The organism is Methanosphaera sp. BMS (genome assembly GCF_003268005.1).
In the GTDB taxonomy this organism is placed as follows: domain Archaea; phylum Methanobacteriota; class Methanobacteria; order Methanobacteriales; family Methanobacteriaceae; genus Methanosphaera.
In genome coordinates this window covers 1,601,254-1,623,516 of sequence record NZ_CP014213.1, presented here as the reverse complement: position 1 = coordinate 1,623,516, position 22,263 = coordinate 1,601,254, and the positions used below count along the sequence as shown (strand labels likewise).

At 36.3% G+C, this 22,263-nt stretch carries 25 protein-coding genes; 20 read left to right on the top strand and 5 right to left on the bottom strand.

Going from position 1 to position 22,263, the window contains the following annotated elements; genetic code table 11:
* The first annotated feature begins 50 nt into the window (after positions 1 to 50).
* Positions 51 to 263 (top strand): DUF1922 domain-containing protein, encoded by a 213-nt coding sequence (locus AW729_RS05770; protein WP_112124217.1) that lies wholly within the window; start codon positions 51 to 53, stop codon positions 261 to 263.
* Positions 264 to 278: 15 nt separating this feature from the next.
* Here AW729_RS05770 and AW729_RS05765 read toward each other — a convergent pair whose 3' ends face one another.
* Both AW729_RS05765 and AW729_RS05760 read right to left on the bottom strand, forming a co-directional pair.
* Positions 279 to 1,142, bottom strand: a complete 864-nt coding sequence (locus AW729_RS05765) for a TIGR00269 family protein (protein WP_394339566.1) — start codon at positions 1,140 to 1,142, stop codon at positions 279 to 281.
* A 47-nt stretch (positions 1,143 to 1,189) separates the two neighbouring features.
* A complete protein-coding gene (locus AW729_RS05760) occupies positions 1,190 to 2,281 on the bottom strand; it encodes a DegT/DnrJ/EryC1/StrS aminotransferase family protein (RefSeq protein ID WP_112124215.1) in 1,092 nt (363 codons plus the stop codon).
* A 339-nt stretch (positions 2,282 to 2,620) separates the two neighbouring features.
* Between AW729_RS05760 and AW729_RS05755 the strand changes: the two genes are divergently transcribed.
* Positions 2,621 to 3,775 (top strand): tRNA (guanine(10)-N(2))-dimethyltransferase, encoded by a 1,155-nt coding sequence (locus AW729_RS05755; RefSeq protein ID WP_112124214.1) that lies wholly within the window; start codon positions 2,621 to 2,623, stop codon positions 3,773 to 3,775.
* 164 nt (positions 3,776 to 3,939) lie between these two features.
* Here the strand turns inward: AW729_RS05755 and AW729_RS05750 are convergent, their stop codons facing one another.
* Positions 3,940 to 4,632 (bottom strand): hypothetical protein, encoded by a 693-nt coding sequence (locus tag AW729_RS05750; protein WP_112124213.1) that lies wholly within the window; start codon positions 4,630 to 4,632, stop codon positions 3,940 to 3,942.
* Between the two features lie 438 nt (positions 4,633 to 5,070).
* Here AW729_RS05750 and AW729_RS05745 point away from each other — a divergent pair, with 438 nt between their 5' ends.
* From AW729_RS05745 to AW729_RS05715, 7 genes are all read left to right on the top strand, one after another.
* Complete coding sequence (locus AW729_RS05745; RefSeq protein ID WP_112124212.1) at positions 5,071 to 5,571, top strand: Lrp/AsnC family transcriptional regulator; 501 nt, start codon at positions 5,071 to 5,073, stop codon at positions 5,569 to 5,571.
* Between the two features lie 311 nt (positions 5,572 to 5,882).
* Positions 5,883 to 6,830: a GTP cyclohydrolase MptA gene (mptA, locus tag AW729_RS05740; RefSeq protein ID WP_112124211.1), complete on the top strand. Its 948-nt coding sequence runs from the start codon at positions 5,883 to 5,885 to the stop codon at positions 6,828 to 6,830.
* A 1-nt stretch (position 6,831) separates the two neighbouring features.
* Positions 6,832 to 7,287 carry a DUF2120 family protein gene (locus AW729_RS05735; protein ID WP_112124210.1) on the top strand — a complete coding sequence of 152 codons (456 nt, stop codon included), beginning with the start codon at positions 6,832 to 6,834 and terminating at the stop codon, positions 7,285 to 7,287.
* A 45-nt stretch (positions 7,288 to 7,332) separates the two neighbouring features.
* Positions 7,333 to 8,430, top strand: a complete 1,098-nt coding sequence (gene cofG / locus AW729_RS05730; RefSeq protein ID WP_112124209.1) for a 7,8-didemethyl-8-hydroxy-5-deazariboflavin synthase subunit CofG — start codon at positions 7,333 to 7,335, stop codon at positions 8,428 to 8,430.
* A gap of 323 nt (positions 8,431 to 8,753) precedes the next feature.
* On the top strand, positions 8,754 to 9,653 hold the full coding sequence (locus AW729_RS05725) for a hypothetical protein (RefSeq protein WP_112124208.1): 900 nt from the start codon (positions 8,754 to 8,756) through the stop codon (positions 9,651 to 9,653).
* Positions 9,654 to 9,735: 82 nt separating this feature from the next.
* Positions 9,736 to 10,080: a hypothetical protein gene (locus tag AW729_RS05720; protein WP_112124207.1), complete on the top strand. Its 345-nt coding sequence runs from the start codon at positions 9,736 to 9,738 to the stop codon at positions 10,078 to 10,080.
* A 13-nt stretch (positions 10,081 to 10,093) separates the two neighbouring features.
* Entirely contained in the window at positions 10,094 to 11,587 is a 1,494-nt protein-coding gene (locus AW729_RS05715; protein WP_112124206.1) for a DUF2779 domain-containing protein, read from the top strand.
* Positions 11,588 to 11,648: 61 nt separating this feature from the next.
* Here AW729_RS05715 and AW729_RS05710 read toward each other — a convergent pair whose 3' ends face one another.
* Both AW729_RS05710 and mmp10 read right to left on the bottom strand, forming a co-directional pair.
* Positions 11,649 to 12,380: a class I SAM-dependent methyltransferase family protein gene (locus AW729_RS05710; RefSeq protein ID WP_112124205.1), complete on the bottom strand. Its 732-nt coding sequence runs from the start codon at positions 12,378 to 12,380 to the stop codon at positions 11,649 to 11,651.
* 33 nt (positions 12,381 to 12,413) lie between these two features.
* Entirely contained in the window at positions 12,414 to 13,655 is a 1,242-nt protein-coding gene (mmp10, locus tag AW729_RS05705; RefSeq protein WP_112124204.1) for a methyl coenzyme M reductase-arginine methyltransferase Mmp10, read from the bottom strand.
* Positions 13,656 to 13,975: 320 nt separating this feature from the next.
* Between mmp10 and mcrC the strand changes: the two genes are divergently transcribed.
* From mcrC to AW729_RS05650, 11 genes are all read left to right on the top strand, one after another.
* On the top strand, positions 13,976 to 14,578 hold the full coding sequence (gene mcrC / locus AW729_RS05700; RefSeq protein WP_112124203.1) for a methyl-coenzyme M reductase I operon protein C: 603 nt from the start codon (positions 13,976 to 13,978) through the stop codon (positions 14,576 to 14,578).
* Between the two features lie 19 nt (positions 14,579 to 14,597).
* Positions 14,598 to 15,470, top strand: coding sequence for a tetrahydromethanopterin S-methyltransferase subunit E (mtrE, locus tag AW729_RS05695; protein ID WP_112124202.1), 873 nt, complete (start codon positions 14,598 to 14,600; stop codon positions 15,468 to 15,470).
* Positions 15,471 to 15,543: 73 nt separating this feature from the next.
* Positions 15,544 to 16,245, top strand: a complete 702-nt coding sequence (gene mtrD / locus AW729_RS05690; RefSeq protein WP_112124201.1) for a tetrahydromethanopterin S-methyltransferase subunit D — start codon at positions 15,544 to 15,546, stop codon at positions 16,243 to 16,245.
* Positions 16,238 to 17,032 carry a tetrahydromethanopterin S-methyltransferase subunit MtrC gene (gene mtrC, locus AW729_RS05685; protein WP_112124200.1) on the top strand — a complete coding sequence of 265 codons (795 nt, stop codon included), beginning with the start codon at positions 16,238 to 16,240 and terminating at the stop codon, positions 17,030 to 17,032. The genes mtrD and mtrC overlap by 8 nt, the downstream gene beginning before the upstream one ends.
* Positions 17,022 to 17,318, top strand: a complete 297-nt coding sequence (gene mtrB, locus AW729_RS05680) for a tetrahydromethanopterin S-methyltransferase subunit MtrB (RefSeq protein ID WP_162685814.1) — start codon at positions 17,022 to 17,024, stop codon at positions 17,316 to 17,318. Before mtrC ends, mtrB begins: the two co-directional genes overlap by 11 nt.
* A 16-nt stretch (positions 17,319 to 17,334) precedes the next feature.
* The gene (gene mtrA / locus AW729_RS05675) at positions 17,335 to 18,105 is read left to right on the top strand and encodes a tetrahydromethanopterin S-methyltransferase subunit A (RefSeq protein WP_112124198.1); all 771 of its coding nucleotides are present in this window, start codon (positions 17,335 to 17,337) and stop codon (positions 18,103 to 18,105) included.
* Positions 18,102 to 18,290: a tetrahydromethanopterin S-methyltransferase subunit F gene (mtrF, locus tag AW729_RS05670; protein WP_112124197.1), complete on the top strand. Its 189-nt coding sequence runs from the start codon at positions 18,102 to 18,104 to the stop codon at positions 18,288 to 18,290. The genes mtrA and mtrF overlap by 4 nt, the downstream gene beginning before the upstream one ends.
* A gap of 1 nt (position 18,291) precedes the next feature.
* Positions 18,292 to 18,480: a tetrahydromethanopterin S-methyltransferase subunit MtrG gene (gene mtrG / locus AW729_RS05665; RefSeq protein ID WP_112124196.1), complete on the top strand. Its 189-nt coding sequence runs from the start codon at positions 18,292 to 18,294 to the stop codon at positions 18,478 to 18,480.
* Positions 18,481 to 18,498: 18 nt separating this feature from the next.
* Entirely contained in the window at positions 18,499 to 19,431 is a 933-nt protein-coding gene (mtrH, locus tag AW729_RS05660) for a tetrahydromethanopterin S-methyltransferase subunit H (RefSeq protein ID WP_112124195.1), read from the top strand.
* Positions 19,432 to 19,436: 5 nt separating this feature from the next.
* Positions 19,437 to 20,798: a methanogenesis marker 14 protein gene (locus tag AW729_RS05655; RefSeq protein WP_162685813.1), complete on the top strand. Its 1,362-nt coding sequence runs from the start codon at positions 19,437 to 19,439 to the stop codon at positions 20,796 to 20,798.
* A 57-nt stretch (positions 20,799 to 20,855) separates the two neighbouring features.
* Positions 20,856 to 22,076 carry a chloride channel protein gene (locus tag AW729_RS05650; protein WP_112124193.1) on the top strand — a complete coding sequence of 407 codons (1,221 nt, stop codon included), beginning with the start codon at positions 20,856 to 20,858 and terminating at the stop codon, positions 22,074 to 22,076.
* Positions 22,077 to 22,263: the final 187 nt, after the last annotated feature.

The following is a 22,263-nucleotide window of genomic DNA, read 5'->3' as shown; positions in this document are numbered from 1 at the left end:
GAAATTTCATAATAAGATACTTAGACATTAATTTATGTGGGGGTGATATAATGTATCTGATATTTAGATGTGACTGTGGAAGAGTACTATATGCAAAGGACACTACAAAAACAAGAAAATGTCCATGCGGTAAAAGTCTAAACGTGAAAAAAAGAAGGATACTTAAAGAAGCTTATGACGCGGCTTCAGCAACCGAAGCGGTCCAACAGATGCAGGAGGAGATATATGGAGGTAGCTGTTTTAAAACAGCCGATAAACTCTAAAACTCTCTTTTTTTTTTATTTATTCAATAATTCATTAATTTCCTCTGTTAGCTTGCATGCATTGCATGGACTGTTGGCTGTTGGCTGACTGCAAAATTCACAGGTACTGAGGCTTACATCCTGCTGTGCAATATTGAACGTATTTTTGAACGAATCGAATATGTTTCTTTTTATTCCCTTGTTTTCCTGTTCCAATCTGTTCAGGAAATTCTTGACATCACTGCGGAGGGACGTGACAGAATATGGACATTCCTCGTCATGAATTTCAATGTCATTGACAACACACCAAATTCCAACATCCTTTTCTGCTAACTGCCACAGCGGCTTAATACGTGGAACCATCTTTTCATGAATTCTGTTTAAAGCGGGTCCAAACTTGGAAAACTTGTTCTGATCATTTCTTGCAAAGGTCATTAAAAATGACTGGATTTCATCATCCATATTATGGCCTGTGGCTATCTTGTCACAGCCATGGTCATATGCAGCCTTATTTAAAAGATATCTCCTGTAAATGCCGCATGGCATACAGCTGCTTTTATACAAACCCTGAATGTCATCCAGGTCGTGATTGAAGGCTTCCTTAAATGATATGATTTCCAGGTTAATATCCAACAGTTTGCAGTTTTTTACAGCTGATTCTATTCCATGATTTCTATATCCGGCTATGCCCTCGTCGATACAGACGGCCTCCAGTTTGAAGTCAATATCCGATAATTGTCTATACCTGCTGAGCATGTGTAATGTAAGAATGCTGTCCTTGCCACCGGAAACGCCAATCATGACCTTATCGTTGTCGTTAATTAACTGATAACCTGTAAGCGTATCAAATACGTTCTTTTGAACATAGTTGTTGAATGATTCTTTCTCGATTTTCATGATAATCTATAGTAAAAGTTTTTTTAGAAAAAATAATGGGAGGTGGGGGTTTATAATACTTCTTTTGCTGCCTTTTTAACACAACATGCTACAGTATCCAGTTCATCCTGGGTAAGTGATGGATGTACAGGTAATGAAATAACCTGTCTGGCTGCACATTCAGCTTCAGGACAATTGCCTGTAATTCCGAGTTTCTGGTAGTATGGCTGTTTGTATAATACGATAGGGTAATGAACACCGGTTCCAATACCATTCTGGGTCAGGTATTCACGGAATTCATCTCTTTTATCGGATACGCGGATGGTGTATTGGTGGAATACATGGGTTCTGTCAGCTGCCACTTCAGGAGTTGTAATGCCTTCAACATTACTCAATGCATCATTCAGGTATGCTGCGTTTTCATTTCTTATCCTGTTGAATTTATCGATGTTGTCAAGCTGTACAAGTCCAATACTTGCTGCTATATCGGTCATCCTATAGTTGTAACCCAGCAGTGACTGTTCATATCTTTTACTTTCACCGTGAGCTCTGATCATGCCCGCTTTTTCATCCAGCTCTTCATCATTTGTGGTGACCATACCACCTTCACCGGTTGTCATGTTCTTTGTTGGATAGAAACTGAAACATCCCATGTCTCCGATACTTCCAATCTTTTTACCCTTATATGTGGAACCGTGTGCCTGGGCGGCATCCTCGATTACTTTCAAGTCATGTTCTTCTGCTATTTCCATTATCGGGCACATGTCTGCAGGTTGACCGTATAGGTGTACAGGTAGTATTGCCTTTGTTTTATCGGTTATCTTTTCCTCGATTTTTGATGGGTCAAGGTTGAATGTAACAGGGTCAATATCACAGTATACCGGTGTAGCATCTGAGTATAATACTGAATTTGATGTTGCTGCAAATGTAAATGGTGTTGTGATTACCTCATCACCTTTTTGCACGTCAACAGCCTTTAGGGCTGCATGTAGTGCTGTTGTACCTGAACTTGTAGCTACTGCATATTTGCTCTCGGTATACTCGGCGAATGCCTTTTGGAATTCCTCAACTTTCGGTCCCTGTGCGAGCATTCCTGATTTCAATACTTCTGTTACCGCTTCTATTTCTTCATCACCAATTATAGGTTTAGCTATGTTTATCATTAAATAACCCCTCTGAGATTTGTTTATGTAAATTATATGAATATTACTTTAATTATTAAATTATTCCTAATTACATATATTTAACTAATAATATAAATATTCAATACTATTTTTATGCTTATGATTAACATTGACTTTATGGGCTTTTTTTGTTCTATGATTGGAATGTGCAAGGTTATAATCAATGGGGATGTGATGCTTTTTATCATGTTTATGTTATGTCTTTTCCTTTTTTTGGGCATACATTTGTCATCACACAAATTACAAAGGCATATTAGATTCAAAAAAGAGAGTATTATTAGAGACCATGATAAGTTAATAATTATATGGGGTAGATTTATGGAGACACATTTTGTTGAGGAAGGATTAGTAAAGATTCAAGTACCTAATTTTGAGAAGGTATCATCTGAGGCACCGGTATTTTACAATCCGGTTATGGAATTAAACAGGGACATATCTGTTGTAGTGATAAATCAGTACAGAAAACAGTTGGACCATGACATTACTATATGTGACGCGTTTGGTGGAACGGGTATACGTGGGGTAAGATACTCGAAGGAAATAGATGGCGTGGACTCAATAGCCATATGTGATGTAAATCCTCTGGCTATAGAACAGATTAAAAAGAACGTCGAGTTGAATGATGTTGACAACGTTGAAGTATATAAAACGGATGCCAACATCTTGCTGCAATCAAATAAGGGCTTATTTGACGTGGTTGATATAGATCCGTTCGGAACGCCCGCGATGTTTCTACAGGCAACAAGTGCAAATATTCGTCCGGGTGGACTGATATGCATAAGTGCAACCGATACCTCCGCATTATGTGGCACATATCATGATCCGTGCCTTAGAAAGTATGGAGCGGAACCTCAAAAAACGGAGTATTGTCATGAAAATGGTATACGTATACTGATAGCGGCTATAGCACGTAATTTGGCCGTTAATCAGAAGTATTTGAATGTGCTGTTTTCACATAGTACCGAGCATTACATGAGAATATATGCAACGGTAAGTCGTGGAGGCAAAAGTACAAATAAGTCATTGGACAATATCGGTTTTATATCTCATTGTCCTAATTGCCTATACCGTAAGACCTATCATGGATATGCACCTGCAATGGATAAATGCTGTCCCGAATGCGGACATAAGTTTGATATAGCCGGTCCATTATGGTTGGGTCATATATCCAATAGGGAATTTATCTCTAAAATGATTGAAATGGCCGATACACTGGAACTTAATACAAAGGATAAGTTACTTGAGCTGTTTGAGAAGTGTCTCAATGAATCTGAAGGTCCAATCACTTTCTATGATATTCATAAGTTATGTAAAAAACTAAAAATAAGTGCTCCAAAGATGAATGAGGTTATTGATGAGATTAGAAGTAGGGGTTATTCCATATCAAGAACCCATTTTAAGTTAACAGGTATGAGAACAGATATGCCGCTGGATGAGTTAAAATCAGTAATTCAGGATGTTAAAAATGGATAATAATTTAATGGTTATTATTCAAACTCTTTTTTTAAAATTTTTATATTGTTATTTTTAAAAGTTGTATATTGTTATTTTTAAAAGTTGTATATGAATATTTTTAAAAGTTGTATATGAATATTTTTAAAATTATAAAAAAAAATGTTGATAGTAGTAGTATACTACTATTCATAATCTAACATGTTGTGCGTGTAGTAATATTGTAATTCTGATGCATGTTGGATTTCATATGATCTGTATGGGTTGTTGAAGTAGGGGAATATTGAACCGGTAGCAGCATGTAATATACCGCCGATATGTCCATATTGCTTGCAACATACCTGGTAATATAATGGGAATCCACAACCAGGATTTATGAATATGCTTCCCTGTCTTACAGTTCCATGCCATACCATAGGGACGGGACCTTCCTGTCCTTGGCCTTTAGCAAATTCCATTACTCTGGCCCAGGCATCATCGAAGTTATCAAATATTTCTCCATCAACCTTGTAATTCCATTTGTCGTCCGGCACTCCGTTGATTCCATAGTCCAATACTTGATTCCAGTCAATGTTTACCTGAGCACCGGCTGTATCCATGAATGCCATTTCAATAATGTAGACTTTTCCATTCATGAAATTTCTATAGTTTGAGCTTCCGGCATAATGAAGTACTATTGCACATTTGGAGTTTCTTTCTTCGGCATATTGGGCAAGTAAATTAGCATGAACATGTTCCGGGTACATGTCAGGGTTGGCTATTTTAACGAATGCTAATCTGCCTAATGGCTCCACATCATCGGATGCTCCTGATGAAGCTAAATAAACGATTCCTATAAGTAAAAAAATTACAATTATGAAAGATACATACCATTTCATTATTTCACCTGTATTTTAACTTATGTGTTTTTACTTAATTATTTACTATTTTTATATTTATTAGTATTATTAATTTGTGTATATTTTTTTGGTATTATTGATATTAATTGTGATAATCATGTACCATAAAAAAATGGATTGTTGTATTTTGATATATTTATAAAACTTATTATTTTTTAGTTTAAATAGGTATAATTCATTTTTGGTAAATGTCCAAATGGGCTATTGTATTATTTGGTTTGTGTTATTTTCATAATTTACATAAAAAAAATAAATATAATTTCATTAAATTTTATCTAATGTGATTATTATTTCTAGAAATTATATTATAATAATGGTGATTTTCAAAAGGTTTATATATGGTGATTATTAAAGTATTATGTATATCTTAATAATTTCAGTAATTTTTTTCATAAAAAAATAATGTATGGTGATATTATGAGTCAAAATGAAGAAAATACAACTCAAAATAGTCAAATAGTTTCTATGGACGAGTTGGATAAGAAAATATTGGATTTATTAACGGTAGATGGACGAAAATCATACAGAAAAATCTCAAGAGAATTAGGGGTATCTGTAGGAACAGTTCATAACAGAGTTGATAAATTAACAAAATCAGGAATAATAAACAAATTTGTTCCTATAGTCGATCATGAAAAACTAGGTTACAACTTAACAGCCATAATCGGTTTAGAACTTCAAGGAGGAACAATAACCTATCTGGTTGATAAAAAACCATTTAAAAATAATTTACTTGCTGTCTATGATGTAACTGGTCAATTTGATGCAATATTAATAGCTAAATTCAGGGATACCTTTGAATTAAATGATTTTATTAAATTACTGCTAAAAGAAGAACCAGTAATTAAAACATATACACAAACAGTATTAAACATAATAAAAGAAGAGTTAAACTCATCTATGATTGTAGTGGATTAGTTGATAAACTTCTTCAATTATTATATATGACATTAAATTATTATTCTACAATAAAAAAAATGTTATATGTTTAATAGATTGGAACAATCTATTATTCATAACGTTTTTTTCCAAACAAAGCTATTTTTTCCAAATTTTCATACAACATTTTTCCAATTGTTACATTTTATAATTAATCAATAAATTTTCACATCTAAATTATTAGTATTTCCAGTCACAAAAATATAACATGAATAAAATAAACTACAACAAAAAACAATAAAAGAATAAAATATTAATATGTTATAAAAAAATTCCAAAGGAGCAATAAAATGAGCATATGTGAATTTCCGGATACACAAGATAAAACACCCGAAACACCCATATCACTAACCAAAGTTGGAGTAACGGGAGTAAAGAAACTATTAAAAATAAAACGTGAAGACAAAAGACCGATTATCCTACTGCCTACTTTTGATGCATTTGTCGACTTGCCAAGTACCCAAAAAGGAGTGCACATGTCAAGAAATCCCGAAGCAATATCTGAGATAATCGATGAAGCAGTAAACGAATCAGAAATCCACATAGAAACATTATGTGCAAACCTGGTAAAAAAACTACTTGAAAAACATGAATATGCCAAACAGGCAGAAACAGAGGCACGTGGAGAATACATAGTAAACAAGTTATCTCCCGTCACACATAAGAAAACACAGGAAACAACACAGATAATAGCAAGGGCAACAGCAGTCAAAAACGATGACGGCACAATATCGGTAAAGAAGATGATAGGAGCAGAAGTTGTAGGAATGACAGTATGTCCATGTGCACAGGAATCAGTCATCAAGGAATCAAAAAGTAAACTGCTGGAATTTCTTGATGAAGAAACCACCCAACGGGTAATAGAATCAGTAACATTTGCCTCACATAACCAAAGAGGAATTGGAACAATACTGCTTGAAGTATCCGAAAACCAGGACGTAAACGTGGATGATCTGATAGAAATCATACAAAACTCCATGAGCTCTCCAGTATGTGAACTGCTAAAAAGACCGGATGAAAACAAGATAGTTACAAATGCACATAAAAATCCCGTATTTGTTGAAGACTGTGTAAGAAACATGGTTGCAGGATTGCTTGAAAAATATCCTCAACTGCCGGACAATTCATTCGTCACAATAAAACAGGTAAATGAGGAAAGTATACATCAACACAATGCATTTGCTCAAAAAAATGCTTCACTAGGACAATTAAGAGAAGAAACAAATTGGAGAAATTAAAATGGAAGTAATAGAAGTATCAAGACAAATAATGGAATATCTCGGAGTTTTCAAAGGATCAAAACCTGTACTGCATAACACCGAAGCAATGATAATCAAGGGTAAAACCCACGATAAACTAAAACAGGATGAGATCATTCCTAAACTCGAGGAATTATTCGAACACCTCAACATTAGAAGAGTCTACCTGTCAAGTCAAAAGGCAAAAAAATTCACCGACAGGGCAGATAAAAAATTAAGAAAAGTAGCCGAAGTATACGATGAATCAGCCGGTATCAGCGGTCTGGAAAGGATGAAAATGTCCTTCGAGATGACCGGATGTGTTGCAGAGTACATGATTGGTGAGATGGATTCCGACATAGTGGTATATGTAATGGTATGGTTTGACAAATCAGAATACTGGCCAATGTTTGTAGAATCAGCAGTAATAAAACTTGATCCTGAAGATGATGACTAAACAATAACATATATTTTTAGGAAAATACTCTCAAATGGTGGTTTTATGATGGAAATAATCACAAAACAGGATGCAAATATGTTGTTAAATGGGGACATGACGACATTTATTGATTGTATTAAACAAATCAATCAAAACAGACAAAAGGATTTAACATACTCAAAAAACGTATTTTTGCCCCTTACCCATATCTGCCGAAATAGCTGTGGTTACTGCAACTTCAAAGAATCACCCGAAGAAAGCGTTAACTTATTGATGAACGAGAATGAGGTAAGAAGAATACTTGAAACTGCAAATGAATATAAATGCAGTGAGGCACTATTCACATTCGGTGAATCCGCCGATGAAGTGGACGTCGTCAAGGAAAGGTTGGATGAATACTCCTTCAATTCGATGGTGGAATACGTTCATCACCTCTCTAAAATAGCATTGGATGAATATGAAATATTGCCGCATACAAATATGGGCATAATCACAAGAAAGGACTTGAGATATCTCTCGGATGTCAACGCATCAATGGGGCTGATGCTCGAGACTACAAATAAGAGTCTTCTCAAGACGATAGTCCACAAGGACAGTCCGACAAAGGATCCTTCAAAGAGAATAAAATTTATAGAGGATGCAGGCAAACAACAGATACCATTTACGACGGGTATGCTGGTGGGCATAGGTGAAAGTCCCACAGACTGGGTGGATACCCTATTTGAGATAAAAAGGTTACATGAAAAATATAATCACATCCAGGAGATAATAATACAAAACTTCAAGCCTAAGATAAACACGCCAATGGCAGATTATCCGGAAGTACCCGTTACCGATTTGATTAAGCTAACGGTCTTGGCATCATTACTTTTTGAGGATGTCAGCATACAGATACCACCAAATTTAAACATCAATCTTGTCAGCCTATTTGCTATTGCAGGGGCAGATGACTTTGGTGGAATATCACCATTAACAAGCGATTACATAAATCCGGAGCTTCCATGGCCAAGTGTAAGTAACCTGAAAAGACAGCTTGGCTCTATAGGCTACAATCTAAAAGAAAGGCTGCCCGTCTATGATAAGTATATTAACGACAGCTACCTGTCACAGGATGTACTGGATGTGGCAGGAAAAATTAAGAAAAGAAATAACATATTATGATTATCTTTTTAAATAACCTTCATTTTTCACTTATTTTTTAAATTATCCCTTTTTGGAATATTTTAAATTCATCATATTATTTCAGATATTTAAATTGATATGGCCTTTATTTTTATTAAATATTGATTTTAAGATTTGTTTGTGGGTTTAGTTTTCCGTGATTTAATGAGAAGTTTGACATGATCTACATCAAATCATATATTTTTTAACATATTTGGCATATTATTACGAAAAATATAAATAATAAATATGTCAAAGTATTGTTTAGTACTAAGTGAAAATATATTTAATGAAAAAATTCAACAAACGAGGAGGATAACAAAATGGACCCTAAACAAATATTCGATGGAACATCATGTTTTATGGTAAATCAAATTGACTATAAATCCAACGAAAATTTACTCACATATCTTAAAGATGAAGGATTCAAACATACAAGATGGATTGACTTGCCTCATTTGGAAAGTTTATATGTCAATGTGGAAACAATGTGCTACGGACACGTGATAAGTGGGGTTAGAACAGCCTTCACAATCATCGATGAAGTACCCGAAAACGAATTCGGCATAGATGAATTCAAGACAATATGGAACATACTAAAAAAACATAGAAACAATAATAAAAAACCTGAAGGCGGCGATATGAAATATTTATCCATGGGTTCTTCCTGCTTTCTAGTTAAAGATGATGAATTGAAGAATCCATCCAATGAATTTCTAACATATCTTGAAAATGAAAACTTTGACCCATTAAATGACATAACACCCACCGGGTGGCTATTGGTAAATGTTAAACATGAAGAATACACCAATGACACCTCTACAGATGAAATATGTGAATATGTTCAAGAAAATCATGCAAACGCCCTATCACTCGATGAATTCAAAACGATATGGGAAATAATCAAAGAACATAAGACAGGCTGGGACAAGAAAAAGGCTCAAAAATATCTCTCAGCCGATGATGCCGATGAAAGATATGCACATATATGTCACCAAAAGGATATTGAAAAAACCTTAGAAAGCTGTTATAAGTTTAAGGATTATGAGAATATCAACGAATACATGGAGGATGTAATTGCATGTATTGAAGCAAGCTTTTCCTATTATACGGAGGAAAGTGCTAGAAAAGAGGTAATAGAATCAATGGATTTTATCAAAGAATGCTATGAAAAGAAATGGCCCGCAGCAGACGTAGCCGAAAACTATATTCAATTTATTTAAATAGGCTAAAGAAAATGACAAATAATTAAACGACTTCCAACAAAATCAATATCATAAACTGATATTGTATAAGGTGAGTATAATGAGTAATTATGTTGAAAAGTTCAAAAAGGAATACCTTGATAAACTAAATGATGTTAATATTCTCTTTGAGGAAATAACAGAAATATACAATGATGAATTCAGTTTTTTATCATCAACAATTCCCGAAGAATTATTTGAAAAGCTGGATTTGATAAATGATAATATTTTATGGGCAGTGCCTGACATAACACCTCAATTGACTATTATCATGGATAATTTATCAGATTCAATTAATGAACTTTCAAATAAAAATAAGGATGAATCATATGTTATAATTAAAAAAACAGAAGAGTTATGGAGGCAATTAGAACCACAACTGATTGAATGGGCAAATAACTTATAAGGGAGTGATTATTATGACTAGGGTATATCTATCAAAATCAAGATACTGCAAATGTATACAATGTGAAAAAATATTATGGTTAAACAAATATAATAGGGAATCAGCCACTGAAATTGACAACACCGTCCTTTTTGAAAACGGTAAAAAGGTAGGTGAACTGGCTAAAGGATTATTTGGAGAATACAGGGACGTTGAATACAATAAACATCTCACAGTCATGATAGAAAAGACACGTGAACTTTTGGATAAGAAAACTCCAATCATCACCGAAGCATCATTTACATATGACAATAACTTCTGCAGCGTTGACATACTGAAAAATGACGAGGATGGTCTGGAGATATATGAGGTAAAAAGCTCCACGGGTGTCAAGGACATATATCTGGATGATGCGGCATATCAGTATTATGTACTGTCAAATCTGGGCTATAATGTAAAGAAAGTGGCCATTGTCTACATCAATAAGAAATATGTACGTAATGGTCAATTGGAAATTGACAAGTTATTCAACATATGTGACATAACCGAAATTGTCCGCCAAAAGCAGGATGAAATCAGAGACAATATCATACGTATAAATGAATTCATGGATGAACATGACGCTGATAACGAACCGGATATGGACATATCCGAAAATTGCTTCAATCCATATACCTGTGAATTCTGGGAGTACTGTACAAGAGATTTGCCAAAGCCAAACATATTTGATGTAGCAGGAATGCAAATGAAAGACAAATTTGAAAAGTATTACAGTGGAAAAATATCATTTGAGGACTTGGAAGATGAGGACTTAAATGAAAAATCCCTCGAACAGATTGACTATGAACTCCATGACAAAGAGCCTAAAATAGAAAAGGATGCAATCAAAGAGCTTCTAAGTTCCCTTAAATATCCATTATATTTTATTGACTATGAATCGTATATGACTCCAATACCCGAGGTTGTAGGCACAACTCCATATCAACAACTGCCATTCCAATACTCATTACATATAATAACTCATGAGAATGCACCACTGGAACACAGGGAGTTTCTGGCGGATGTGGATGATAGTGACTTTATCAGACACTTTGCAGAGAATATGATAAGAGACATGCCCGAAGATGGAAGTGTCATAGTATACAATAAATCCTTTGAGGCAAAAAGAAATGAAGAAATAGCCGAAATGTATCCTGACTTGAAGGATGAACTTGAAAGAATAAACGGCAATATTGTTGACTTCATGAAAGCATTCAGTAAGAGAAATTATTATACAAGACAAATGCAAGGTTCATATTCAATTAAATATGTACTTCCCGCATTATATCCGAATGACCCTGAATTGGATTATAATAAACTGAAAGTGGTACATAAGGGTGATGAGGCTAGCGAAGCATTTAAGTCAATGAAAAATAAAAGTAAATCAGAACAGGAAAAAATAAGGCGTGGGCTATTGGAGTACTGTAAACTGGATACATATGCAATGGTAAAGATATGGGAGAAATTCAGAGAATGGGTGGATGAATAATCATATTCATTCATTTTCTTCAGTCGTATAAGTTAATAATTCAAATATTTAAATAATTGTTTTAATACACCCTAATATCAACTACAGTATGATAAACACCCGGTGAATACTTCTTTATACTTCTTTTATCAAGTACTTCAATTTCCCTGTCCACCTTAGTCGCAGCACATCTGACCCTCTCGACAGGCCTTGTAAAGAGTATGGGCTCAGGCGTGGATTCATGGTAGTGGATAATGCCTCCATGCTTAAGGTATTTCATTGCACTGTCAAGGTAATGGTGGGTGCCTCCGATGTAACCCATCATGATTCTATCGGCTACGTGGTCGAAGTCCTGCTGTGAACAGTCACCCAGTATCGGCTCCACAATATCATCTATCTTGTTTAACTTAACGTTCTCGCATAGGAATTGGTAGGAGTTGGGATTAATCTCTATGGCATATATCCTTTTGGGATTGGAGTGAACGGCCATTGGCACGGTGAAGTATCCTATGCCTGCAAACATGTCTATTATTACCTCGCCGTCATCAGGCAATGTGCTCATACGTTTTCTCTCATTGGTATTTCCCTTGGACCACATTACCTTGGCCACATCCAACTTGAACTTGCAATAGTTTTCCTTATGAATGGTCTCTGTACTGTCACCATAGAGTAACTCCACTTCCGGTTCTCTTTTCTGTCCATGAATCTTGCCTAACTTAACTATCTTGTTGATGTATGGCCTGTTTATTAATTCATCCATGTCTTCAGGTTTATTTTTAACGACCATTATGTCTCCGATAAGCTTGCCCTTCATATAACCAGCATCCAACCTTATGTATTTTTTTATCTATATTCTTACGCCCATATAGTTGATTAATTCTATCAAATCCTCAAATGATATCAGTTCATGTTTAAGCACGTCATTTTTAGTCATTGATCCGCTCATCTCACCATCATATGTGAGCATGTCGGGTCCCCTATGAATTAATCTGAACTTTCCGTCTCTTCTAAGTATTTCCTCTGCTACCATGTCATGTACGAAGCATCGGCCGGGTATGATTACAGTATCCTTCACTTCATTCAAGTCGATTTCTTCCAAATCCTCTGCCGTTATAAGACATGCTATTTCCTGTTGGGTTGGAATAACATTCACGTGTTCTGACGCACCTATGCTGTCAAATACCTTCTCGATATAAGGAGCGGATATTTTACTGGTAATGATTGTTGCCTCGGCCTTCACGCTTGTCAGGATGTCAAGATACTCCCTGTTTTTGCTTTTTGCTATTGCATATGGGCTGTCATTATCAGGATCACACAGTGGTGTACCGGTGACTTTCAGGTTATATTCCTTCGCGGTGTCCTTTACAAGCTGTTCAAATTCATGCACGTCCTGTTCTACTATTCCCGGAACTATTGGCCGGTCACTTAGAATCAATCCCTGATTTCTGGAGTTTGCAAATCTCATGAGAATCAATGCCTTGGCTCCCCAGCTTTCAAGATCCTCACATGTACGTGCAAGTTCTTCCCCATCATTTACGCCCGGTATTATGATGGAAGCCGCATGCACATCACATGACTGGCAAAACCTTTCAAGTGCTTCGATTGACGCTTCCGGTGTAGGATCATACATCCATTCACGCCTTAATTCTGGATTTGTCGAGAAGGTGGTGAATGTCGTTTCAACCACATTGTTGTTTATCAGCTTATCAACAATTGACGCATCATCAATTCCTTTTCCACTCGTATATCCCAGATGTGTTGTTAAGCCCATATCATATATTCCACGGGTAAGATCCAGTAGCTCGGGATAACAACTGACATCACCGTCACCTGTAATGTTTACCATGGTATCTTTCGGCAGTTTTGTCTGGAATATGTTAGTTTGAAGGGAACTCAATACCTGATATGCCGGGAAATAATCCCTTGTCATGTTCGTTTCTGTAGTGCAGTGACTACATCCAATTTGTCCTGGAGGGCAGTGTTTACAACCCAGCACCTTTGTTTGTGTAACTGTTTTAAAGTAGCAGTACTTGCAGAAACCCCTACAATTCTTACCGGGTATGCCTCCGACATCAGCCATAATTTGCATAATATAGATATATATCTTGATAATCAGTTTTAATGTTATCGATATTTACACGAATATTTTTTAAGTGTTCATCATATCCAGACTCAATTTCCAATACTTAAGAGAGTATTATTTTTATGATTTGATGAAAATGGATGTCCATATGATATTTTCATATGGTGGCAACGTGTAGTGAAAAAATTAAAAATAAATAATTAATGGATTTAATTAAAGCATTTTTAATCAATACTTAAATTTATAAAAGACAAAATAATATAATTGATAAAAATCAAATATCTATATATAATAAAAAAATTCAATAAATACAAGGTTGAGTAATTATGATAGGAAAAAGTACACATATAGTTGATTGCCGTGAAACAAGAGGTATAGGTGAAGGTGGAGGTATCGCTCAGCGTGGAACCTATGCCCAGTGTGGGGATGACTTGCTTGCAGTGGCAATGAGTCCGGGCCGCAGGCATATTACAAAACCGGTATGTGAGATTACATTTGCATTACGTGAAGCCAATATTCAAACAAGTACTCTTGTACTTGATGCGGGTAGTGGTGTACCTAGAGATACTCCATCCGGTGGAGGTCAGGGACTCTTCGGTGTAACTCCAAAGGAAATATCCCAGATGAACAGACATGACATAGTGCTCATACACTTCGGTGGGGTAAAAAATCATATCATCTACAAGGCACGTCACGTGTTAAGAAACATCAACAAACCGGTAATTATCATTGCACAGTATCCTGTAGACTTTGAAGACTTTGCAAGAATTGGAGTTAAGACAACAGAGGTAATGCCGGATAACCCTGAAACCAAGGGAACAATAGTAGATTTAATCACGGATGTTATTCGTGGAGAAACATGTACACAAGAAAAACTTGATGAAATAATAAATAAAGTAGAAAATGCTATTGAAAAGTATGCTAAATAGCCTATGATGAGGTAAGCATATGAATATATTATCAAATATTTTATTAGTTACTTTTATGGGATTAATTGCTATAATTGCCGGTATGTTCGAGGATTTGGAAAGTGACGTTGCAAGTACAAGTAATCCTAACAGTCAGGTACAGCTGGCTCCACAGGTAGGTAAGCTACACAAATATTTTAACCGTGCAATATCCGGCGAACCATTAATGATTGGATTTATGTCTGTTATTTCGGGTAGCTTATGTTATGCATTCTTGTCAAATGATATGAATGTCCTGCTGGCCATATTCATTTCCAGTATTCTGGTAACCCTGGTACAGGCGATACTCTCCATAACATCATACATGGGAAGAATAACCAGTCAATCACTCTATAATCAACCGCTATTCATGGACATGCTCTATAAGCATATTCCGACGATGATGGCATTCGCATTTGTCACTCAATTTTCAATAGTGCTTCTGTCATATATCATGACATACCTGTTGGTTCCGGCTGTCAGCTTATCATTGCCTGTTGTATCCGCATTAATGGGAATTACCTTGGGTTCCATAGGATCAGCCGTTGGAGATATTCATTATGGGGCCGAAAAGCTATACCAGAATCAGGAGTTTGGTTCAGGACTTCCTGTTTCAAACAGCGGTAATATTGTAAGAATGTCAAGTATGGGTTCAAACAATTCAATAGACGTGCTGCATTTTTGTTCAAAATTTGCCGGTCCGTTAACCGGTCTTGCCTTTGGTACAGTTATATTCCTGAGCTTTTGGACTACAACAGTATTCAAGGTAGAGTATGCATTTATAGTAAGCATCATATTGGTAATAATAATCACATTGTTAAATTATTTATTGGAAAAAAATACGCGTAAGACGTATGGGAAATATCAACAGTAATGACCTTCAATAAAGGTCAGTTAATGAAACTTGAAACTTAACAAAATAGAAAAGAGAATGATTGGGGAAGAATATGTTATCAATGTTAATCTTAATAATCATAGCTTCAACATTAATTGGAGTGGGTGTTCTTTTTATCCCCGTTGGTGGTGCACCTGCAGCACTATCCACAACGGCGGGAATTCCTACTGGAGCACCGATGATTACGATAGGTATGGGAGTAACGGGTATACTGGTAACAAGCTCAGTTATTGGTAAGTCACTACCGGTGGTGTTATTGTCAGGAATGTCAGCTTCAATGCTCATGATGGCAATTACCATGCTGTTTTCTAATCTTGTCCACGTTTATGGTGTAGGGGTAAACATAGCATCATCTACATTTGAAAAGGATCCTATAACCTCCTTTAATCAGGGGGAATATGTCAGTCCCGGCACAACCGGCCATGGGATTCCAACAGTATCATTTATCAGCGGATTAATCGGTTCACTATTGGGCGGACTAGGAGGAAGCCTTTTATATTCGGCAATATATGAAGCATTGATAGTTAACAATTCATTTGTCATGCAAGCGGGTGTTATATCAGCAATTTTAACATTGCTTGTATTCTTCGTTATTGCCGTAATGTCCTCATATAACATTGGTGGGACCATACAGGGATTTTATGATAAGAAATTCAATATGAAAATCAAATCCGCTTTTATCGCATCAATTCTAACTGCAATATTGATAGCGGTGATTTATACAATTATTATAGGGGGACTAATTTATGTCTGATGATGTGGTGCCTCAACAGATTATTCTAATTTCTGCAGTAATAGGTGGACTATTGTCAGTATATCTGTCAAGTATTCCCTTTGGCGGTATATTTTCAATTCTGGCATTTGCATTGGCCGTAATTTTGGGTACAAATACCTTAAGATACATCGGTAATTACAGTCTGGGTACCGGTGTTCCATCAATCGTATATCTTCTTGCCACTTGTGGGCTAATATCCATGATAATGGCCATGTCCATTGCGGGTTATCTGGGTAATGTTCTCATATTTCCGGTATTATCATGGGTGCTGGCACTTTTAATGGGCGCCGTAATCTCATTGATATGCAGATACGTCTTCAGGATAGAAATTGAAATATTGTCATGGTCATTCATGGCATTATCCATGGCATCAAATCTGGCCCTAATGGCATTATCCACATTCCTGACATCAACATATGCTCCGGGAGTTCTGTTTTCAGACATAATATTCACGGGATTGGTAGTGTTGCTGTTGTTTATGTGTGTGATGACCATTCAAAATCCATACAACTCATGTATGGGTTCAAACGAGGATCAACTAAGAACATTGACATTGGCATTATCAAATGCATTTTTAATGCTGATGATACTATCTGTAATAGGTTTATTGAATAATCAAATTTACATAATCTATCTTATAATCAGTATAATTGGATGGATTTTAACATTTAGAAGGTATGTCAAATACTCATTAAGACAGGCAGCAGAAGTAAAATACTATGGATTCTGGTCAAAAGGAGACGAAGGTGGTTACTATGACAAGTAGTGTGATAATTGATGATGAATACATATTGGATATGGATACATATACCGTAGGCTTAAAGTCAAATAAGAAAGCCGGTAAATCATCTTCATTTGACTATGATGAGATTAACGCGGCACTTGACCGCTTGGAAGAATCTATTGAGGACTTGGAGTTATCATTGGATGCCCATACAATTTCCTCAAATTCAATGCAAAATCGCGAAGGAATCTACCTGAAGGAAGGCTTAATAACAAACATAGTCATCGGTGTAATATTAGCATTGATATTTATAATATTGATAATTTAATTGGATGTGAATATAAATGGTCGAAAAAAAGGATGTTATAGAAGGATGGCCACTTGAGACTGGTGATTATGATGTCGGTGATATTCAATGTCCAGTTGCCGTTGTTACCCTAGGTTCAAAGATGAACGCAGACGTGGTTCAACGTGGAGCCGCCATAGCGGGGCCACTGCATACCGAAAATTTGGGGATTGAAAAGGTAGTTGCAAATGTAATATCAAACTCAAATATAAGATTTGTAATAGTATGCGGTAGTGAGGTTCAAGGTCACATCACAGGTAAAACAATGGAGGCACTCTATGAAAACGGTATAGACCCCGAAAAAAAGGTTATACTGGGCTCACCAGGTGCCATACCATTTGTAGAAAATCTATCCGTTGAAGCAGTGGAAAGATTCCAGGATCAAATTACGCTAATAAGCATGATAAACAATGAAAATCTTGATGAGATAGAGGAAAAAATCTCTGAATGCATAGCCAATGACCCTGGAGCATACCCGCAGGATGCAATGATTGTTGAGCTGAATGATGTTAAAGATGAAGAAGACGATGAGCAAATAACCGAAGATGATGAGGAATTTGACGGTGTAGGCGTGGACTCATCAATTGTCATGTTGGAACATGTCGAATCAAGAATTCGATACCTGAAAGGACAGATAAATGAAATAGCAGCTATTGAAAGATTTTCTTCAGGTTACTACGCCGGTCGAATGGAAGGAATAGTGATAGGATTTTGTTTAACGATTATCCTCACATTAATATTGTTATTTAAGGGATTGTTGGTATTATGAGGAAGAACATTGAACACATCAACGATTTAACTAATACTATTGAATATAAGACTCAATTGATAGGACGAAATGAACGTTTGACAAGTGGCGTTAGAGAAACTCGTCTAAAGGGGATATTGATTGGTTTTATACTTACATGTATTGTTATCCTATTGCCAATACTCTATTATAAGGGGGGTATATAAAATGTCAAGGGATGAAAATATCGAAGCAATCAATGATAGATTGGATGAATTTGAACAAAGGCTTGAAGAAACACGTGGAGAATATTCACAAAATATGGGTAAATCATTGGGACGTGAAGTAGGAGTATTATATGGTGTGATATTCGCACTGATTTTGGTCATAATACTTATGAAATTAAATATAATATAACTAGAGGGAATGATTATAATGTTTAAGTTTGAGAAAAAACAGGAAGTATTTGACATATATGGTGTAAAAGTTGGAGGTCAGCCTGGTGAATATCCAACAGTACTGGCCGGAACAATATTCTATGCCGGACACAACATAATATCTGATGAGAAAAAGGGAGAATTCGATAAGGCCAAAGCCGAAGACTTGCTAAATACGATGGATGAAATGACCGACCAGACTGGAAATCCTAATATAGTACAGGTATTTGGGGCTACGCCGGAAGCATTAACAAAATACATTGACTATGTAGCCGACGTTTCAAACTCACCGTTTCTGATAGATTCAACATCTGCCGATGCACGTATTGCAGGTGCCGAATTCGTAACGGAGTCAGGTTTATCTGAACGTACGGTCTATAACTCCATCAACATGTCCATAGATGATGATGAGATAAATGCCATAACCGAATCGGACATTACCTCATCCATCATATTGGGATTTAATCCAACACAGCCTGGAGTGGATGGTAAGATAAGCCTCTGGGAGGATGGATCAGGCATAATGGACAAGGGACTATTGGAAATAGCCTCAGACTGTGGAATCACAAAGCCGTTGATGGATGTGGCAGTCACCCCACTTGGTCAGGGTGGTGGACTTGCAATAAAGGCAACACTGAAGGAAAAAAGTATATGGGGATACCCTGCAGGTAGTGGAGTGCACAACGTACCGTCTGCATGGGAATGGATAAAACAGTACAAGAAGGAATATAAGGAAGTCTGGCCGGTATGTGATATTGGAGCAAACATAGTTCAACAGATGGCCGGTGGAGACTTTGTACTATTTGGTCCAATAGAAAACACTCGTATGGCCTTTACTGCCTGTGCCATGACTGACATGTTTATAGCAGAAGCAAACGAAGCAATAGGCATAACGCCTGTAGATAGCCATCCATATAAGAACTTACTCTGATGAATATGTCAATAGAAAAAGTATCAGTAACATCTGGCAATAAAAATGATATGGGTGGACAGTATTTCACAGTACTGTCCGTAGAGCTGGGAAATACCACCATCAAATCCATTATAACAACAAGTAACGTTAAAAACAACAAATCATTCCAACTGGTTAAACTGGTAAAGCTAACCCGTGACATAAGAAAACCCCTGGATGGTGAAACCGTATTCGGTAATACCATCTGGGGTAAGGACTTATCCAAGGAGGCAATAATAGATGCCATCCGGGATTTGATACTTGAATCTCTTTCTAAAATAAACATGTCCGTTGATGAATTGGACTTTGTTGTCCGGTCAACGGGAGTAGTTGCCGTATTGTCCTCTGATGACGAGTTGAACTATATAATACAGGCATTGTCCCTGGCATGTCTTGAAGCGGGCATTAAGGCTTCCCAGATGAGGGCTCCATTTTCCTTGGATAACATCCCAGAACACATACGCAAGTACTCTTTTTTTAACAATATTGAATTTGACGGATCGGTCGTTGGCATTTCATCCGGTCAGTTAAATGGTGCCGTTGCAAATGAAATGGAAAGTGAACTGGTAACGGCGGGTATGAAGCTGGCCTCCAAGTCATCATCCATCGAATATAGAAATCCGGTGGTCTCCATTGATATGGGAACAACGCTTGCCGGGCAGATTGTCGATGACTCCAGACCATATGCCAAGGTGGTATGTAACTATTTGGGCCTTGCAGGTGGAATCATGGACATGGTGCTAAGGGGTTGTGGATTGATAGAGAATAATCACTCAACCATAGACGTTGATTTTAATACATTTGACGATAAATTAAATGATGATAAACTTCATGAGGATACCATTAAATTACATGAATTTATTGATATAATGGAAGTACCATATGACGTTGATGAATTTGGATGCGTGGCCGTATATCAAGACAAAAGAATCAACTCAAAAGTCAAGTTGATAGGTTGCAGGATAAATGATGAAGAAAAACTAATAGAAGAATTTGGAAAAATAATCGATGTTAATCCTCAAATACTCTCAGAACAAATAGATGACTTCTACGCATATCTGGTTAAACGAGTGATTGATAAGTCAATGGAATTTAATCTAATCAGTCCTAATTCCACTCTTGCAATAACAGGACGTGCAGGAATTACTGCAAACAAAATGAAATACATTAAAGAATATCTTTCAGAAGCCTTTGAGGACATACTTCTTGTAGAGGATGCACTTGCACAGGGAGCGACGATGATGGCAAGATGCATGAACTCACTTGGAACACCTATAAGTCCGATGGGCGGAAGCAAAGGTGGAATATGCATAATGCATGAAAGGATAAAACACAATAAAAAATGATCGGTACTCCAAAAATACGATTATTATAATAAGGAATATAAGGAAGGGTGTTTTTTTTTGGAAAAAATAGAAAATGACTTGATTCTACTGGCATATACCATAATTGTGGGAATCATATCTGGCGTTATCATATGGAGTTTTATCGAAATCATGAATCTGGGTATATACTTCTTATGGGATTATCTGCCGGAATTGCTACATTTCAAATACTATACGGTAGTCACCTGTCTATTGGGAGGATTGATTATCGGATTGTTCAAGGAGAAGTATGGGGATGCGACTCAGGAGCTGAAGGTTGTAGTTGAGAATGTAAGGACAAATCACCGATACCCCTATCAAAACATATTCCAGTCAATAGTCTCGGCTCTGCTTCCGTTGATGATCGGTGCAAGTGTAGGGCCGGAAGCAGGTCTAACGGGGATAATAGCAAGTTTATGTACATGGGCATCAGATAGGCTGAAGATATTCAATAAGGAACTTGAAGACATGGCAAGCATTGGTGTCTCAGCTACCTTGGGCGTAATCTTTGCCTCCCCATTATTTGCATTTGTAGAGCCGATTGAAAATGAAGAAAACGTTAAGCTTCCTAAAACTTCAAAGAACATTCTCTATTTTGCAGCTATATTAAGCTCATTTGGCGTATTCATGTTACTGAACCATTTGACTGCCAGTAATATGGGAATGCAATTGGTTGGAGCTGCTTCTTTGTCAAATTTAAATTATTATTATATTGTTCTTTTGATGCTTGTGGGAATAATCCTTGGATATTTCTATTTTTTAATGAATATATTGGTGAAAAAATTATTCAATGGTATCTGTGAATGTTATATCATAAAAAGCGTTATTGGAGGATTGATTCTAGGTATTGTAGGAACATTATTGCCGTTAACGATGTTTTCAGGAGAATATCAGATTCATATTCTATTGGATAATGCACTGGAAATAAGCGTGGCCTTGTTGATATTGACAAGTATTGTCAAAATTCTTTTAACCAACATCTGTATAGAAAGTGGATTGAAGGGTGGACATTTCTTCCCATTGATCTTTTCGGGAATTGCAATGGGATATGCAATGAGTATGATTTTCAATATGGATCCGGTACTTTCCATGGCAATAGTCACCACGGCACTTCTAGCCAACATATTAAAAAAGCCGATAGCTGTTGTATTACTGTTGATGATTCTATTTCCGGTTAATTTAATTCCATTGATGCTTATAACCGCGGTTATATCATGTCTATTCCAAACTCCAAAAAGATTACAGTTAAATGGGGATTGATTCCATATTGATGGGTGTAAAATGAAATTCAACAATGCGAACAATAGATGTAAAAATATTATAAAAAAAGGTCGAAATGGGTAAATAAGATAGTTAAGTTATTTCCATGATGATGTATCTGTTGGCATAAAGCGTATTATTGCTTCGGCCAGTTTGCTGATTGGCATGATCTGAATCCATGGTCTAT

What these genes read in the sequence shown, in the direction of transcription:
- mtrF (WP_112124197.1), top strand. Translation starts at nt 18,102, where the DNA reads ATGAGGAAGAACATTGAACACATCAACGATTTAACTAATACTATTGAA.
- AW729_RS05720 (WP_112124207.1), top strand. Translation starts at nt 9,736, where the DNA reads ATGAGTAATTATGTTGAAAAGTTCAAAAAGGAATACCTTGATAAACTA.
- mptA (WP_112124211.1), top strand. Translation starts at nt 5,883, where the DNA reads ATGAGCATATGTGAATTTCCGGATACACAAGATAAAACACCCGAAACA.
- mtrC (WP_112124200.1), top strand. Translation starts at nt 16,238, where the DNA reads ATGTCTGATGATGTGGTGCCTCAACAGATTATTCTAATTTCTGCAGTA.
- AW729_RS05655 (WP_162685813.1), top strand. Translation starts at nt 19,437, where the DNA reads ATGTCAATAGAAAAAGTATCAGTAACATCTGGCAATAAAAATGATATG.
- AW729_RS05755 (WP_112124214.1), top strand. Translation starts at nt 2,621, where the DNA reads ATGGAGACACATTTTGTTGAGGAAGGATTAGTAAAGATTCAAGTACCT.
- mtrE (WP_112124202.1), top strand. Translation starts at nt 14,598, where the DNA reads ATGAATATATTATCAAATATTTTATTAGTTACTTTTATGGGATTAATT.
- AW729_RS05715 (WP_112124206.1), top strand. Translation starts at nt 10,094, where the DNA reads ATGACTAGGGTATATCTATCAAAATCAAGATACTGCAAATGTATACAA.
- AW729_RS05760 (WP_112124215.1), bottom strand. Translation starts at nt 2,281, where the DNA reads ATGATAAACATAGCTAAACCTATAATTGGTGATGAAGAAATAGAAGCG.
- AW729_RS05770 (WP_112124217.1), top strand. Translation starts at nt 51, where the DNA reads ATGTATCTGATATTTAGATGTGACTGTGGAAGAGTACTATATGCAAAG.
- cofG (WP_112124209.1), top strand. Translation starts at nt 7,333, where the DNA reads ATGATGGAAATAATCACAAAACAGGATGCAAATATGTTGTTAAATGGG.
- mcrC (WP_112124203.1), top strand. Translation starts at nt 13,976, where the DNA reads ATGATAGGAAAAAGTACACATATAGTTGATTGCCGTGAAACAAGAGGT.
- AW729_RS05735 (WP_112124210.1), top strand. Translation starts at nt 6,832, where the DNA reads ATGGAAGTAATAGAAGTATCAAGACAAATAATGGAATATCTCGGAGTT.
- mtrH (WP_112124195.1), top strand. Translation starts at nt 18,499, where the DNA reads ATGTTTAAGTTTGAGAAAAAACAGGAAGTATTTGACATATATGGTGTA.
- mmp10 (WP_112124204.1), bottom strand. Translation starts at nt 13,655, where the DNA reads ATGCAAATTATGGCTGATGTCGGAGGCATACCCGGTAAGAATTGTAGG.
- AW729_RS05745 (WP_112124212.1), top strand. Translation starts at nt 5,071, where the DNA reads ATGAGTCAAAATGAAGAAAATACAACTCAAAATAGTCAAATAGTTTCT.
- AW729_RS05725 (WP_112124208.1), top strand. Translation starts at nt 8,754, where the DNA reads ATGGACCCTAAACAAATATTCGATGGAACATCATGTTTTATGGTAAAT.
- mtrB (WP_162685814.1), top strand. Translation starts at nt 17,022, where the DNA reads ATGACAAGTAGTGTGATAATTGATGATGAATACATATTGGATATGGAT.
- AW729_RS05750 (WP_112124213.1), bottom strand. Translation starts at nt 4,632, where the DNA reads ATGAAATGGTATGTATCTTTCATAATTGTAATTTTTTTACTTATAGGA.
- mtrD (WP_112124201.1), top strand. Translation starts at nt 15,544, where the DNA reads ATGTTATCAATGTTAATCTTAATAATCATAGCTTCAACATTAATTGGA.
- AW729_RS05710 (WP_112124205.1), bottom strand. Translation starts at nt 12,380, where the DNA reads ATGAAGGGCAAGCTTATCGGAGACATAATGGTCGTTAAAAATAAACCT.
- mtrG (WP_112124196.1), top strand. Translation starts at nt 18,292, where the DNA reads ATGTCAAGGGATGAAAATATCGAAGCAATCAATGATAGATTGGATGAA.
- mtrA (WP_112124198.1), top strand. Translation starts at nt 17,335, where the DNA reads ATGGTCGAAAAAAAGGATGTTATAGAAGGATGGCCACTTGAGACTGGT.